The organism is Bradyrhizobium ferriligni, assembly GCF_056837965.1.
Genome location: NZ_JBXEJO010000072.1, coordinates 1 through 14,492, shown reverse-complemented (window position 1 = coordinate 14,492; position 14,492 = coordinate 1). Strand labels below are relative to the sequence as shown.

Below are 14,492 nucleotides of genomic sequence, written 5' to 3'. Positions count from 1 at the left end.
TGCCCGGCCGGCAATGCCGCCTATTCTGATGGTCCTGCAATGGACCAAACTTCGCGCGAGCGCAACGCTGCAGTGCAGTGTTGACCGCGGCGCGACCCTGCCCCACCAAATTCGCCGACACCACTCCTCATACCAAGCGAGACATCCCATGGATCTGCATCTGCGCGGCAAGCGTGTCCTGATCACCGGCGCCTCCAAGGGCATTGGCGCGGCCGCCGCCGAAGCCTTTGCCGAGGAAGGCGCCAATTTGCTGCTCGCCGCCCGCAACGGCGAGCAGCTCAAGGCGCTCGCCGAGCGGCTGCGCTCCGCGCACCAGATATCTGCCGCGACCAGCGTGGTGGATCTGCGCAAGCCCGAGGATCTCGCGCGTCTCGCCGGGGAGGCCGCCGACATCGATATCCTGGTCAACAATGCCGGCGATATCCCCGGCGGCTCGATCGACAAGATCGACGAGGCGACCTGGCGGCATGCCTGGGAGCTCAAGGTGTTCGGTTACGTCAATCTGACGCGCGCGATCTACGCCCAGATGAAGGCGCGCGGCGGCGGCGTGATCGTCAACGACATCGGCGCGGCCGGCGAGAAGTTCGACGCCAACTACATCTGCGGCAGCGCCGGCAATGCGGCGCTGATGGCGTTCACCCGCGCGCTCGGCGGCAAGAGCCTCGCCGACAACATCCGCGTCGTCGGCATCAACCCCGGCCCCGTCGGCACCGACCGCCACGTCACGCTGCTCAAGACCCGCGCCAGGAACCAGTTCGGCGACGAGAACCGCTACAAGGAATTCCAGAAGGGCCTGCCGCTCGGCCGGCCCGCACATGCACGCGAGATCGGCGACCTGATGGCGTTCCTGGCGTCCGACCGCGCCGGCTATACGTCGGGCGTGATCTACACGGTCGATGGCGGGCTCACGTCGGGGTGGGGTTAGCTAGCTCGCGCTAACCATCAATTCCGCCGTCATCCTGAGGAGGCCGCAAAGCGGCCGTCTCGAAGGATGGGCCACGGGCCACGCCACCCTTCGAGGCTCGCCCAGCGGCGCAATTGCGCCGCAAGGCTCGCGCCTCAGGATGACGTGGATCGCTCGAACAGCTGCCGGATCAGCGTCGTGATGCGGCCCTGCGGCGCCAGCATCTGGTTCATGATGGAGAAATGATCGGCGCCGGCGATCTCCTCATAGGTCACCGGCAGGCCGTAACGCGCGCGATGGCCGGCGAAATCGGCGGTCTGCTTGCGCAGCAGCGGCAATTCGGCGCTGCCGACCACCAGCGACAGCGGCTTTGCCATGCCGCCTTCCGCCATCATTGGCGAGTTGCGCCGCGACGCCGCTTCATCGAGCTTGAGCTTTTCGTTGAGGTAGGAATGCCTGATCGGCTCGAGGTCGTAGATGCCCGAGATCGCCATGCCGGCCCGGACGTGGGCGTTCGACAGCGCCATCGATGTCAAATGTCCGCCGGCCGACCAGCCCGACACCACGATGCCCTCGGCAGCGGACCCGAGCGCGGGCAACTGCCCGGCCAGAAAGTCGATGCCGGCATGGATCTCGGCGACGATGTCATCGAGCGTCGCATCCGGCGCCAGCGTATAGCCGATCAGCGCGACATTGATGCCATGGGCCATCGGCCCCTCGGCGAAGATCGTGAACACTTCCTTGGCACGGGTCTGCCAGTAGCCGCCGTGGATGAACAGCAGCGTCGGCGCGCCGTCGCGAGCTTTCAGGAAGTCGATCCGGTTGCGCTCGCGCGGGCCGTATCTGAGGTCGAGATGGCCGGCGTGCTTTTGCCGCAGTGCCGCCGAGCGCTGCTCCCAGCCCGCAGCGATCTCGGCGCTGCCCTTGACGGCAACGCCGTTGTTCAGACCGAGATCGCGCTCCTCTTGGCTCATTGCGCGCCAGTCCAGCGCGGAAAACAACGCTGCCATCCCTGCCCCTTCCGTTCACGTCGCATTGCCACGACGGCAGAAAATGTTCTACAGCACAAGCAAACAGAAGGCATAGGAGCAACGGCGCATGGCTGATCAGGGCTTGGTGAAGGAAACGGCGTGTGCCGTCGTCGAAAAGCTGAAGGCCGGTGACGTCACGCCGCTCGATCTGCTCGACGTGCTGGAGACGCGCATCGCCGAGGTGGACGGCAAGGTCAACGCACTGCCGACGCTCTGCTTCGACCGCGCCCGCACCCACGCCAAGGCCCTGATGCAGAAGCCGGTCAGCGAGCGCGGCCTGCTCGCGGGCCTTCCCGTTCCGATCAAGGACCTCACCGCCGTCGCCGGCGTGCTGACCACGCAGGGCTCGCCGATCTTCAAGGACAACATTCCGGCGAAGTCGGACATCCTGGTCGAGCGCCTCGAACAGAATGGTGGCGTGATCTACGCCAAGTCGAACACGCCGGAATTCGGCGCCGGCGCCAACACCTTCAACGAGGTGTTCGGTCCGACCCGCAATCCCTGGGACACATCGCGCTCGGCCGCCGGCTCCTCCGGCGGCGCCGCCGCGGCCCTTGCGAGCGGCACCGCGTGGCTCGCGCACGGCTCCGACATGGGCGGCAGCCTGCGCAACCCGGCGAGTTTCTGCGGCATCGTCGGCCTGCGGCCGTCGATCGGCCGCGTCGCGCACACGCCGAAATTCGGTGTCGACCGTACCCTCGGCGTGCAGGGACCGATGGCGCGCAATGTCGAGGACCTCGCGCTGCTGCTCGACGCGATGAGCGGCGAGCATGCCGCTGATCCGCTGTCGCTGCCCGCACTGCCGACCTCGTTCCTGTCGGCGGCGCGTTCGAACCAGAAGCCGAAGCGCATCGCCTATTCGCCCGATCTCGGCATCACGCCGGTCGATCCCGAGGTCAGGGCGGTGACCCGCAAGGCGGCGGAGCGGTTTGCGGAAGCCGGTGCGATCGTCGAGGAGGCGCATCCCGATCTGCGCGAAGCCCATGAATGCTTCCACGTGTTGCGCGCGTTCGATTTCGCAATCAGCAAGGCCGAATTGCTGCGCACCAAGCGCGATTTGCTGAAGCCCGAGGTGATCTGGAACATCGAGGAAGGGTTGAAGCTCACGGTCGAGAAGCTCGAACGCGCCGAAGCGCAGCGCGTCGCGATGACGGCGCGTGCGCTCGAATTCTTCGACAAGTACGACCTGCTGCTGGCGCCCGCGACCATCGTTGCGCCATTCCCGGTCGAGAACCGCTATGTCGCCGAGTGCGACGGCAAGAAGTTCGACAATTACGTCGAATGGCTCGGCATCGTCTACGCGATCACGCTGGCCTGTTGTCCGGCGCTGTCGCTGCCCTGCGGCTTCACCGCCTCGGGTCTGCCGGTCGGCCTGCAGATGGTCGCAAAGCCGCGTGCCGAAGCGCAGCTCCTGGCCGGCGCAAAAGTGCTGGAGGACATTCTGGGCGTGCGCGGCACCACGCCGATCGATCCGCGGCCGCCGAGGTAGAAGGCCGTCCCCTCATGGTGAGGAGCGCCAACGGGTCCGCGCGAAGCGCGGCCCGATGACAGGCTCCGCGCCGTCTCGAACCATGAGGCCCGGTCCGTGGCCTCATCCTTCGAGACGCTTGCTCCGCAAGCTCCTCAGGATGAGGTGATGAACCTGTTGATGCGGTCCCAAGACGCGAAGCCTACGCCCTATCCTCCGTCGCCTGCAGCGCCACGGTGAGTGCTGCCTTGGTCTGCTCGACGATCTCGTCCAGCAACTCCTCGCGGCTGATCTGCGCGGACTCGCCGGTGAGCAGGCCCTGCTCGGCGAGCATCACGATGCCGTGCAGTCCGGCCCAGATCTTCAGCGCCTGCCGCTCGCGCAAGAGCCCGACCGCCGGCGCCTCGAACGACTCGATCAGCAGTGCCAGCGTTTCCATTGCCGCGGTGTGCAGCTCGCTGCCCTTGGGCGCGCAGGCCATGGTGCGCGACGCGAACATCAGGCGGTAGATGCCGTGGCGCTCGAGCCCGAAGGCGAGCGCGGCCTGGGCAAAGCGCGACAATTTCGAGCCTTTGCCCGACTGCTCGATCGCCTCGCGCATGATCACGTTGAATTGCCGGAACGCTTCCGCGGTCACCGCCTCGAGCAGCGCCTCGCGGTCGGCGAAATGCCGGTACGGCGCCGGCTGCGAGACGCCGAGCTGCTTGGCCAGCGCCTTGATGCTGATCGCCTCGGGACCGCCGAGTTCGACCTCGCGTAACGCGGCCTGGATCAGGGCTTCGCGGAGGTCGCCATGGTGGTAGGTTTTGAACGGCTTGCGTACGATTTGTCCCATTGCGGCAATGATCGCTGAATTTTCGCTTGACGCGCAAGCGCGACGATAATGTAATATGCTATAACTTGGCGATCCGGTTAAGAGGCGGGCCGCCCAAGCAAGCCAAGAACTTGCCTGAACAAGAACTTGCCTAAGCAAGACTTGCATAAACTGGATTGAGGAACCGGGCGCAACCCACAATGCGCCAAAGCCGAGGGAGGGTGCTTGCATGTCCAAGCTCAGAATCCGCGTCGACCAGGACAAGTGCCAGGGTCACGCCCGCTGCAAATCACTCGCCCCCGAACTGTTCGAGCTCGACGAATACGGCAACGCCCATGAGATCGGCGACGGGACCGTCCCGGCCGGGCTCGAGGACAAGGCCTGGCTCGCGCAGACCAATTGCCCGGAAATCGCGATCGAAGTCACCGAGGAATGACGGCCAGCCGGGGACGGCCGCGTGCCGCCCGTTGAGCCGACCAGCGTTTGATCGAACGAGAAGGAAACGAGCTGATGTCCGATTCCCCGTCCGCAAGCTATCTGCCCGAACATCCCCCGGTATCCGACTGGGTGCACGATTTCGACCATACCGATCCGGTCTGGACCGACGACCCGTTCCCGATCTGGGCGACGCTGCGCGCGGCTTCGCCCGTCGTGCATACCGAGCGTTTCCTCGGCTGCTACATGCCGACCACCTATCAGGCGGTGAAGGAGATCGCCTACGACACCGAGCACTTCTCCTCGCGCCGCGTCATCGTGCGCGACATCCGCCCCGAGATCACCGCCCGCGCGCCGCCGATCACCTCCGATCCGCCGGAGCACAAGCCGGCCAAGCAGGTGCTGCTGCCGCCGTTCACGCCGGACGCGATGAAGCGGCTGGAGCCGCGGGTGCGCGCGATCTGCAATGAGCTGATCGACGACTTCATCGCCGATGGCCACTGTGACGCCGCCGCGCGCTACACCAAGCACATCCCGGTGCGCGCCATCGCCCACATGCTCGGGATTCCCGAGAAGGACGGCGATCTCTTCATCAAATGGATCCACCAGATCCTCGAGCTCGGCATCAAGAACGAAGACGAGCTGATGAACGGCGTGCGCGAGATGACCGGCTACTTCGTGGCCCATCTCGAGCAGCGCAAGCTTGAGCCGGGCGACGATCTGATCTCGCAACTGCTGCGGGCCAAGGGTCCCGGCGGCCAGCCGCTCACCGACGAGCATGTGCTCGGCTCGTTGCGGCTGCTTCTGATCGCCGGCATCGACACCACCTGGAGCGCGATCGGCTCCTCGCTCTGGCACCTCGCCAAGACGCCGGCCGATCGCGAGCGCCTGATTGCGGAGCCGGCACTGATCCCGACCGCGATCGAGGAATTCCTGCGCGCCTATTCGCCGGTGACGATGGCGCGCGAGGTGATGAAGGAGACCACGATCTCCGGTTGCCCGGTGAAGGCGGGCAACATGGTGCTGCTGTCCTTCCCCGCGGCGAACCGCGATCCCGCCATGTTCCCCGATGCGGACAAGGTGGTGATCGACCGCAAGGAGAATCGCCACGCCGCCTTCGGCCTCGGCATTCACCGCTGCGTCGGTTCCAACCTCGCGCGCATGGAGATGCAGGTCGCGATCGAGGAATGGCTGAAGCGGATCCCGGATTTCCGGCTCGATCCGACCGGCAAGGTCACCTGGTCGGAAGGCACGGTGCGCGGCCCGCGTCAACTGCCTGTTCTGTTCGGCAACAACGCCTGAGGAACCGGACAGCGGTTACATCACGTCACCCAATGAGGTAGCTTGCCCCGGAATCGAACCGACGAGTCCGGGAGCAATGCAATGTCCGAACAAACCGCTCAACCCGCGAGCGATCATCTCGACATCCACGACGTCGAGCGACGGGTGAAGGCGATCTTCATCGGCTCGGTCGGCAATCTCGTCGAGTGGTACGATTTTTACGCCTACACGGCGTTTGCGCTGTATTTCGCGCCGGCATTCTTCCCGCACAGCGATCCGGTGGTGCAGCAGCTCAATGCCGCCGTGCTGTTTGCCGCGACCTTCCTGATGCGCCCGCTCGGCGGCTGGCTGTTCGGCTACATCGCCGACCGCTATGGCCGTCGGCTGTCGTTGACGCTCTCGGTGGTCTGCATGTGCTTCGGCTCGCTGATCATCGCGGTGACGCCGACCTATGCCTCGATCGGCATCGCGGCCCCGGCGATCCTGGCGCTGGCCCGCGTGATCGAGGGCCTGAGTCTCGGCGGCGAATATGGCGCCAGCGCCACCTATCTCAGCGAGGTCGCCGATCCCAAGCACCGCGGCTTCTATTCCAGCTTTCAGTACGTCACGCTGATCGGCGGCCAGCTCACCGCGATCATCGTGCTGCTGTTGCTGCAGAAGGTGTTTTTGACGCCGGACGAGCTGAAGGCCTGGGGCTGGCGGATTCCGTTCGTGATCGGCGCCATGCTAGCGATCGTCGCCGCGGTGATGCGGCGCGGCCTGCATGAGACCGAAGCCTTCGAGGAGGCCAAGAAGGTCTCCAAGCCGACCGGCTCGATCGTCGGCCTGTTGAACTATCCGCGCGAATTGCTGCTGGTGGTCGGCCTCACCGCCGGCGGCACCGCGGCGTTCTATACCTTCACCACCTACATGCAGACCTTCGTGAAGCTGTCGGTCGGCCTCACCGAGGACCAGACCACCTTCGTGATCTTCGGCTCGCTGATCTTCGCGACCATCCTGCAACCGATCTATGGCGGGCTCTCCGATAAAATCGGCCGCAAGCCGCTGCTGATCTTCTTCGGCATCGCCGGCACGCTCGGCACGGTCCCAATCCTGACCGCGCTGAAGGACACCAAGTCGCCGTTCATGGCCTTCCTTCTGATCTGCGGCGCCTGGATCTTCGTCGCCGGCTACACCTCGATCAACGCGATCGTGAAGGCCGAGCTGTTTCCGACCAATGTCCGCGCACTCGGCGTCGGCCTGCCCTATGCCATCACGGTGTCGATCTTCGGCGGCACCGCGCCGGCGGTCGCGCTCTATTTCAAGAGCATCGGGCATGAGGACTGGTTCTACTACTATCTCAGCGGCATGATTTTCCTGTCGCTGCTGATCTATTCGACCATGCGCGATACCAAGCACGACTCCGCGATGCATCGCCACGAATGATGGCCTGACGCGATGACCGACGATCAGGAACCGCCCGAGAGCAAGCTGACGCGCAGCAAGCAGCGCTGGGCACGCGAAGGCAAATTCCTCACCGGCAAGATTACCCGGCCGGAGGAGCAGCGTCTGCCGCCGGGCCAGCATCTGACGGCGGACTGGCCGGTGCTCGATCTCGGGCTGATGCCGAACATCTCCCGGGAGCGCTGGCGGCTCGACGCCTACGGCGCGGTCGAGCAGACCATCTACTGGACCTGGCAGCAGTTCATGGCGCAGCCGCAGACGCAATTCGTCTCGGACATCCACTGCGTCACGACCTGGTCGCGCTACGACAACCAGTGGGAGGGGCTTGCGACCCGCGACCTGCTCGCCGCCTGCCAGCCGCGGGAGGACGCGCGCTTCGTCGCGCTGCATTCGTATGACGGCTATACAACGAACCTGCCGCTCGAGGACTTTGCCGCCGAGGACGCGCTGCTCGCCCATAGCTGGTCGGGCACGCCGCTGGAGCAAGAGCATGGCGGTCCGGTGCGGCTCGTGGTGCCGCACCTCTATTTCTGGAAGAGCGCGAAATGGCTGCAGCGCATCGAATTCCTCACCGAAGATGCGCCGGGCTTCTGGGAGGTCCGCGGCTATCACAATCGCGGTGATCCCTGGGCCGAACAGCGCTATTCTGGCGACTGACAAACCAACGAGATGATGGAGCCTGCCCGTGCCGCACGAACGCTTTCAATTCACCGGTGTGGGCGGCCATCAGCTGGCCGCCGCGCTTGACACGCCCGACGGGCCGATCAAGGCCTACGCGCTGTTCGCGCACTGCTTTACCTGCGGCAAGGACGTGCTGGCCGCAAAGCGCATCGCGGTTGCGCTCGCGGCCAAGGGCATCGCCACGCTGCGCTTCGACTTCACCGGCCTCGGCTCCAGCGAGGGCGAGTTCGCCAACTCGACCTTCACGTCGAACGTCGTCGATCTGGTCCGCGCCGCCGACCATTTGCGCGAGACGCGCAAGGCACCCGCGATCCTGATCGGCCACAGCCTCGGCGGCGCCGCGATCCTCGCCGCGGCGGGTCAAATCCCCGAGGCGAAGGCGGTCGCGACCATCGCCGCCCCCTCCGATCCCGTCCATGTCACGCATTTCTTCAAGGACCGGATCGAGGACATCCGTACGCAGGGCGAAGGCGAAGTCTCGCTCGCCGGCCGCCCGTTCCGCATCAAGCGAGAATTCCTCGACGACGTCGCCGAGCAGAATCTGATGGCGCAGGTGAAGCAGCTGCACAAGGCGCTGCTGATCATGCATTCGCCGACCGACGACACCGTCGGCATCGACAACGCCACGCATATCTTCAGCGCCGCGAGGCACCCCAAGAGCTTCGTCTCGCTAGCCGGCGCCGATCATCTCTTGAGCGGCAAGCAGGATGCCGCCTATGTCGCCGACGTGATCGGCGCATGGGCCGAACGCTACGTCGAACTCGCGCCGCAGCCGGCGGCAGATACCGGAACCGCGCCGCGCAACGTCGTGGTGCAGGAGACCCGCGCCGGCAAGTTTCAGCAGATCGTCACGGCAGGCCCGCATCGCATGCTGGCCGATGAGCCGGTCGCCGTCGGCGGCCAGGACTCCGGTCCCGGCCCCTACGACTTCGTGCTGGCCGGGCTAGGCGCCTGCACTTCGATGACGATGCGGATGTATGCCGACCGCAAGTCGCTGCCGCTCGATCGCGTCACGGTGACGCTGACGCACAGCAAGATCTACGCCAAGGATTGCGAGGAGTGCGAGACGCGCGAGGGCATGCTCGACCAGATCGATCGCGTCATCAGGATCGAGGGCGAACTCGACGCCGACCAGCGCAAGCGGCTGATGGAGATCGCCGACAAGTGCCCGGTGCACAAGACGCTGACGTCGGAGGTGCGGATCGTCACCAAGGCCGCGGAGTAAGCCTGCGACGCAGCGGGATGGGCCGAGTCGTAGCTTCATGTCGCGGCATCTCCCATCCCGCTTGGGACCCGTTGCAGGGGCGCGCTGAAAATATCGAAAACAACCCCATGCAAAGGTGCCGGCGGCCGCCGGCGTTCGACAACGCTGCTTGACACGTCGGGCAACTCAGGGATATATTTCCAATATTCCGAAATCGTGCAAGCACCCTCGCCCGCTACCCACGCGCCGCGCGCTTCCCCGACAGACAATTCGCCATGATCCGCACCGCGGCGCCGATCTCGTTCTCGCGCCAGGCGGCGAAACCGAGTAACAGGCCGTGGTCGCGCGGCCGCTCCAGCGCGAGGCTCGATAGCGCGCGCACCTCGACCCCGGCGGCCACCAGCCGCGCCACGGCGTTCCGGTCCGCGGTGCCATCCTTGAAGCGGGCAATCAGCTGCATGCCGCCAGGCGGGACCTCGGCCGTGAGCACCTCGCCGAGCTGCCGCGCCAGCGCCGTAGCGAGATGGTCGCGGCGCGCGCGATAGATGCGCCGCATCCGCCTGACATGGGCCAGGAAATGCCCGTCGGCCATGAAGCCGGCCAGCGCTTCCTGGACATGCACGGAGGCGATCAGCCCGAGATGGCGCTGCGCGATCTCCATCGTCCGTGCCAGCTGTGGCGGCACCACCAGATAGCCGATGCGGATATCGGCCGTCATCGCCTTGGCGAAGGTGCCGAGATAGAGCACGCGTCCCTCGCGATCGAGCCCCTGCAGCGCCGGCATCGGGCGACTGTCATAGTGAAACTCGCCGTCGTAATCGTCCTCGACGATCCAGGTCTTGCCGGGCTCGGCGGAAGCCAACAATTCGGTGCGGCGCGCGACCGGCATCACCCGACCGGTCGGGTGCTGATGCGAGGGCGTCGCGAAGATCAGCTTCGGCGCGCGCGTCGCGCGCATCCGCATCATGCCCCATTGATCGAGCCTGACGCCGACGACGTCGGCACCGGCCGCGCGGAACGCCGCCGCGGCGCCGGGATAGCCGGGATCCTCGGTCCACACCGCATCACCGGCCACGATGGTGGTCGCGGCAATCAGCGTCAGCGCCGCCTGCGCCGTCGGCAGGATCAGGATCTGATCGACCTCGGCACGCACCCCTCTGTTGACTTCAAGGTAGTCGCATAAGGCTTCGCGTAGACTTGGCCGGTTGACCACGGTCTGGTCGTTGAAGCGGCGACGCAGCGCGCTGCGGCGCAGGCAGCGCGCCCAGATCTCGTGCGGAAACTCGCGCGCATCCGCAAGCCCGGGACGGAGCGGCCGGAAATCCGCCTGGTAGGACAGCGGCCAATCGGCATCGGAGAGCTGCAAGGCCCACGGCGACAGCAACGGTTTGCGGGCGGCCTCGCGCTTTGGCGCCAGCGCAGGTTTGGCGAAGCGCGCTTCGATATCGTCGGTCACAACCGGCCGCCGCCGCGCCGCGACCCGCAGATATCCTTCGGCCGCCAGCTGCTCATAGGCATGCGTCACGGTGTTGCGCGCCACGTCGAGCTCGGCCGCAAGGCTGCGGCTCGACGGCAGCATGGCGCCGCTCCTGATCCGGCCGCTCGCCATCAGCGCGCGCAGCTGCTGGGTCAGCTGCGCGGCCAGCCCGGCATCGTCCGATCGCTTCAGCGCGAGCAATTCGGCGAGGATCAATCTGGCTCCATCGTTCTACACAATCTGGCTCTTTCGAGAGAGCCAGCGCGATCCTATTCACAAGCGGTATCGCCTGCAAGGATGCCGCCCGTGAGCCCATCGCTATCCCCTGCCAAAGCCGCCGCCCTGTTCATCGTCGTGGTGCTGGCCTGGGGCATCAACTGGTCGGTGACGAAATCGCTGGTCGAGGCGGTGCCGCCGCTGTGGACCGCATCGATCCGCAGCTGGGTCGCCCTGGTCGCGCTGCTGGTGATCCTGCGCGCCAGCGGCAATCTGATCATTCCGCGGATCGCCGATGTCCCGGTCGTGCTCAGCGTGGCGCTGCTGCACATGACGTTCTTCTCGACGCTGGTCGCCGCCGGCCTGCGCTATCTCCCGGCCAGCAAGGGCGTCGTGCTCGGCTACACCACGCCGCTCTGGGTCGCGCTTGCCGCGGCCGCCGCGCGCACCGAACGGCTCGGCGCGCTCAAGCTTGTCGGCGTCGCGCTGGGACTCGCCGGGCTCTGCGTGATCCTCAACCCGGCGTCACTGGACTGGAGCAATCTGCATGTCCTCGCCGGCGCCGGCATGATCATCACCGCCGCGATCTGCTGGGCCGCGAACATCATCTATATCCGCTCGCACCGCTGGATCGCGACGCCGCTGCAGCTCCTGCTGTGGCAGGTGCTGGTCGCGACGCTGGTGCTGACGACGTCGGCGCTCGTCACCGAAGGCGTGCCCGAGGTGACATGGTCGCCGCACCTCCTGCTGCTGTTCCTCTATTCCGGCTTCATCGGTACGGCGCTGGCCTATTGGGCGATGTCTGTTGTCAATAAGAGCCTGCCGGCGCTGACGACCTCGCTCGGCACGACAGCGACGCCGATCGTCGGCATCGTGACCGCGGCACTCTTGCTCGGCGAGCCGATCGATCTCTCGCTGGCGATTGCCGCGGCTCTGATCGTCGGCGGGATCGCGCTGAGCTCGCTCGCGGACGCGCCGTCGCGGGCCTAGTCAGGGCCTGTACTCATAAATTCGCCACGTCCGCTTCGGTCTCGGAAGCTGATGTCGAAACCGACGTCACTGCATGTCGGCCTTGGGCCACAAGCGCAAATCAGGCGCGCACGTTAGCGCCCGATGGTGTGGACTTTTACGTAGCCATTGACATCGTCTTGTATCCAATCGCTAACAAATCTGACATCGCCCTCACTAGTCGCGTCTATCCGAGCGCGGAGCGAGCCCACATAGGTTCGCTATGGGTCAAAGCAAAACACGCTGCGACTCTCATGCTGGCAACAGCGGAACACGCCGCTTCATGGGTCCCGATGTTCGAGGAATTCCTTCACCGGCCCGATGAAGGGGTGCGCGAACTGGCCGAGCATGCCGCCGGGGATCGGCTTCACCGTTCCGTATTTGGCCGGCCAGCGGTCTTTGGGCAGGTGCCAGGTTCTGCCCAGCATATCGAACAGCGGCGTGTGTGCCGCGTAGTTCTTGTCGATGGCCTCGGCGTCCGAGGCGTGGTGCCAGTGATGGAATTGCGGCGTGACGATCACGTACCGCAGCCAGCCGACATCCATCTTGATATTTGAATGGATCAGCACCGATTGCACAGAGATGAAAATGAGATAGGCGAAGATCGTGTCCTGCGGGAAGCCGAGCAGGACGATCGGCACCAGCACCAGGGCGCGCGTTGCCAATGGCTCGAAGAAATGGAGGCGCGATCCCGAGAGCCAGTCCATGTGTTCGGGCGAATGATGAACCGCATGGATTCGCCACAACCACGGCACCTCGTGATAGGCGCGGTGGGAGATGTATTCGACTGCATCGGCCGCCAGGATCACCAGCACGAAGCGGACGATCGCCGGCAGGGCCACGACATGCGCTTGCAGTGACGGGCTGATCGCCCAGGCGAAATAGTCATGGGCAAAATGTGTCGAGACCACCAGGAAGACGCCGATCAGCAGATGGTTGACTCCGAAATAGGCGAGATCGAGCCTCCAACCGGGGCTGAGCGGCCCTTGCTCCGGCCGCACCCGTGGGAAGACCCACTCGAGCAGCACGAATGCTGCGCCGGTGAAGAATAGATCGAGCACCAACCAGTCGAGGCCGAGATAGAAGCGCGGCTGGAGAAAATCTGGTGTCGGCACGTAGGGCCCGCCAAGCAGCGTGGCGAAAAAAAGCGCGCTGAGGCCGATCGTAGCGGGCACCCGCGGGCCGCCAAGCACGATCCCGATGACGCCGAGCCAGGCACCGACGACCATGGCAATCGCGAGGGTGAGGCGGAGCAACTCGACGTCGTAATGGACGCGCAGCTCAGGCGTCGTGAGAAAGGCGGGGTAGCGCAGGCACAGCACCGCAGCGACGCTGAGCACGCCGATCGCGGCGCAGAGAGAACTGCCGATGCGTCCTTCGCCGATACGCGGCCTCGAACTTTCTTGAGCCATCAACGGTCCCCCGACAAAGATTCTGAAGCGCGTCAGCATAGGCGCACGAGAGTTTACTTAAGTTCAACGTCTAGGATACATAGATGGCCGATAAGAGTTAAAATTGCCAGAAGTCAAAGTCCGCTTTGGGTCATAAGCCGCCGACAACTACCGAACTGGGCAACTTCCGCTTTATGACTGGAAGCCGACGGTTATGAGTAAACGCCCTAGGCCGTCGCGAGCGGCCTGACGCGCAAGCTCCCGCGCAGCCCCGCCCCGGTCCCGAGCATGATGCCGGCGATTGCGATGAAGGACGACAGCGACAGCGTCGACAATCCCGTCAGCCCCTGCCCGACCGAGCAGCCGAACGCCATCACGCCGCCCGCCCCCATCAGCGCGGCGCCGCCTGCCGAGCGCAGCATGTGCTGCGGCGACCGGTAGCCTTCGAGCTGGAAGCGCCCGGTGGCAATCGCCGTAAGCAGGCTGCCCGCGAACACGCCGAACACGGTGACGATGCCGAAATTCAGCGTCGAGCCGGTCGACAGCATCACATACTGCAGGGCGTCGGCGATCGGCGCGATGAAGGTGAGCGAGGTCACCGGCACCGGGTTGAAATCATCGGCGCCGAGATAGCCGGTCGCGTACCAGCCGCCTGCCACCAGCAGGCCGACGATCAGGCCGGCCGCGATCTGGCCGGGCGACTTGCGAAACGGGGCATGAGCAAAGGCGAAGATGATCAGGACGGCTGATAGCACCGAGGCCGCCACCATCCGCGCCGGCACCGCGCCGAGGACGCCGATCGTCGGCATCGTGACCGCCGCCCGGCTGCTGGGCGAGCCGATCGATCTGTCGCTGGCGATCGCCGCGGCGCTGATCGTCGGCGGCATCGCGCTGAGTTCGCTCGCGGACGCGCCGTCGCGTGCCTAATTAGGGCCTGTACTCATAGATTCGTCACGTCCGCGTCGGTCTCAGACGCTGACGTCGAAACCGACGTCGCTGCATGTCGGCCTTGGGCCCAGGCTGTGTGAGAACCCCTGTAAGTTACAGGTCGAGAACGCCCGGCATCGGTTTAGCGGCTCGATCGGGGGACAAATGAAGGTTCTGAACCCTCTGGCGCCGTTACAAATGTCGCTTACGTC

At 65.4% G+C, this 14,492-nt stretch carries 12 protein-coding genes and 1 pseudogene; 8 read left to right on the top strand and 5 right to left on the bottom strand.

The window, feature by feature from the left end; genetic code table 11:
• Positions 1-148 precede the first annotated feature (148 nt).
• The gene (locus AC1VNY_RS33260; protein WP_482408348.1) at positions 149-925 is read left to right on the top strand and encodes an SDR family oxidoreductase; all 777 of its coding nucleotides are present in this window, start codon (positions 149-151) and stop codon (positions 923-925) included.
• A gap of 134 nt (positions 926-1,059) precedes the next feature.
• Here the strand turns inward: AC1VNY_RS33260 and AC1VNY_RS33255 are convergent, their stop codons facing one another.
• Positions 1,060-1,914, bottom strand: coding sequence for an alpha/beta hydrolase (locus tag AC1VNY_RS33255; protein WP_482408347.1), 855 nt, complete (start codon positions 1,912-1,914; stop codon positions 1,060-1,062).
• 88 nt (positions 1,915-2,002) lie between these two features.
• Between AC1VNY_RS33255 and AC1VNY_RS33250 the strand changes: the two genes are divergently transcribed.
• Complete coding sequence (locus AC1VNY_RS33250) at positions 2,003-3,424, top strand: amidase (protein WP_482408346.1); 1,422 nt, start codon at positions 2,003-2,005, stop codon at positions 3,422-3,424.
• A 181-nt stretch (positions 3,425-3,605) separates the two neighbouring features.
• Here AC1VNY_RS33250 and AC1VNY_RS33245 read toward each other — a convergent pair whose 3' ends face one another.
• On the bottom strand, positions 3,606-4,238 hold the full coding sequence (locus AC1VNY_RS33245; protein ID WP_018270517.1) for a TetR/AcrR family transcriptional regulator: 633 nt from the start codon (positions 4,236-4,238) through the stop codon (positions 3,606-3,608).
• 208 nt (positions 4,239-4,446) lie between these two features.
• Between AC1VNY_RS33245 and AC1VNY_RS33240 the strand changes: the two genes are divergently transcribed.
• The 5 genes from AC1VNY_RS33240 to AC1VNY_RS33220 all read left to right on the top strand — a co-directional run bounded on the left by AC1VNY_RS33240 (position 4,447) and on the right by AC1VNY_RS33220 (position 9,282).
• Positions 4,447-4,653, top strand: coding sequence for a ferredoxin (locus AC1VNY_RS33240; protein ID WP_482408345.1), 207 nt, complete (start codon positions 4,447-4,449; stop codon positions 4,651-4,653).
• A gap of 74 nt (positions 4,654-4,727) precedes the next feature.
• Complete coding sequence (locus AC1VNY_RS33235; RefSeq protein ID WP_482408344.1) at positions 4,728-5,954, top strand: cytochrome P450; 1,227 nt, start codon at positions 4,728-4,730, stop codon at positions 5,952-5,954.
• An 81-nt stretch (positions 5,955-6,035) separates the two neighbouring features.
• Positions 6,036-7,358 carry an MFS transporter gene (locus tag AC1VNY_RS33230; protein ID WP_304499293.1) on the top strand — a complete coding sequence of 441 codons (1,323 nt, stop codon included), beginning with the start codon at positions 6,036-6,038 and terminating at the stop codon, positions 7,356-7,358.
• A 12-nt stretch (positions 7,359-7,370) separates the two neighbouring features.
• Positions 7,371-8,033, top strand: a complete 663-nt coding sequence (locus AC1VNY_RS33225; RefSeq protein WP_482408343.1) for a sulfite oxidase-like oxidoreductase — start codon at positions 7,371-7,373, stop codon at positions 8,031-8,033.
• Between the two features lie 28 nt (positions 8,034-8,061).
• The gene (locus AC1VNY_RS33220; protein WP_482408342.1) at positions 8,062-9,282 is read left to right on the top strand and encodes a bifunctional alpha/beta hydrolase/OsmC family protein; all 1,221 of its coding nucleotides are present in this window, start codon (positions 8,062-8,064) and stop codon (positions 9,280-9,282) included.
• 214 nt (positions 9,283-9,496) lie between these two features.
• On the opposite strand, the gene pdxR is transcribed toward AC1VNY_RS33220, so the two are convergent.
• A complete protein-coding gene (gene pdxR / locus AC1VNY_RS33215; RefSeq protein ID WP_482408341.1) occupies positions 9,497-10,954 on the bottom strand; it encodes a MocR-like pyridoxine biosynthesis transcription factor PdxR in 1,458 nt (485 codons plus the stop codon).
• Between the two features lie 81 nt (positions 10,955-11,035).
• Here pdxR and AC1VNY_RS33210 point away from each other — a divergent pair, with 81 nt between their 5' ends.
• A complete protein-coding gene (locus AC1VNY_RS33210) occupies positions 11,036-11,944 on the top strand; it encodes a DMT family transporter (RefSeq protein WP_482408340.1) in 909 nt (302 codons plus the stop codon).
• Between the two features lie 299 nt (positions 11,945-12,243).
• On the opposite strand, the gene AC1VNY_RS33205 is transcribed toward AC1VNY_RS33210, so the two are convergent.
• Positions 12,244-13,413 (bottom strand): sterol desaturase family protein, encoded by a 1,170-nt coding sequence (locus tag AC1VNY_RS33205; protein ID WP_482408339.1) that lies wholly within the window; start codon positions 13,411-13,413, stop codon positions 12,244-12,246.
• Positions 13,414-13,580: 167 nt separating this feature from the next.
• Positions 13,581-14,192: pseudogene (locus AC1VNY_RS33200) on the bottom strand (YeeE/YedE thiosulfate transporter family protein); the annotation flags it as partial.
• Positions 14,193-14,492: the final 300 nt, after the last annotated feature.

Coding starts and splice junctions, on each gene's coding strand:
- AC1VNY_RS33260 (WP_482408348.1), top strand. CDS start 149: ATGGATCTGCATCTGCGCGGCAAGCGTGTCCTGATCACCGGCGCCTCC.
- AC1VNY_RS33250 (WP_482408346.1), top strand. CDS start 2,003: ATGGCTGATCAGGGCTTGGTGAAGGAAACGGCGTGTGCCGTCGTCGAA.
- AC1VNY_RS33235 (WP_482408344.1), top strand. CDS start 4,728: ATGTCCGATTCCCCGTCCGCAAGCTATCTGCCCGAACATCCCCCGGTA.
- AC1VNY_RS33230 (WP_304499293.1), top strand. CDS start 6,036: ATGTCCGAACAAACCGCTCAACCCGCGAGCGATCATCTCGACATCCAC.
- AC1VNY_RS33240 (WP_482408345.1), top strand. CDS start 4,447: ATGTCCAAGCTCAGAATCCGCGTCGACCAGGACAAGTGCCAGGGTCAC.
- AC1VNY_RS33210 (WP_482408340.1), top strand. CDS start 11,036: ATGCCGCCCGTGAGCCCATCGCTATCCCCTGCCAAAGCCGCCGCCCTG.
- AC1VNY_RS33205 (WP_482408339.1), bottom strand. CDS start 13,413: ATGCTGACGCGCTTCAGAATCTTTGTCGGGGGACCGTTGATGGCTCAA.
- AC1VNY_RS33255 (WP_482408347.1), bottom strand. CDS start 1,914: ATGGCAGCGTTGTTTTCCGCGCTGGACTGGCGCGCAATGAGCCAAGAG.
- AC1VNY_RS33245 (WP_018270517.1), bottom strand. CDS start 4,238: ATGGGACAAATCGTACGCAAGCCGTTCAAAACCTACCACCATGGCGAC.
- AC1VNY_RS33225 (WP_482408343.1), top strand. CDS start 7,371: ATGACCGACGATCAGGAACCGCCCGAGAGCAAGCTGACGCGCAGCAAG.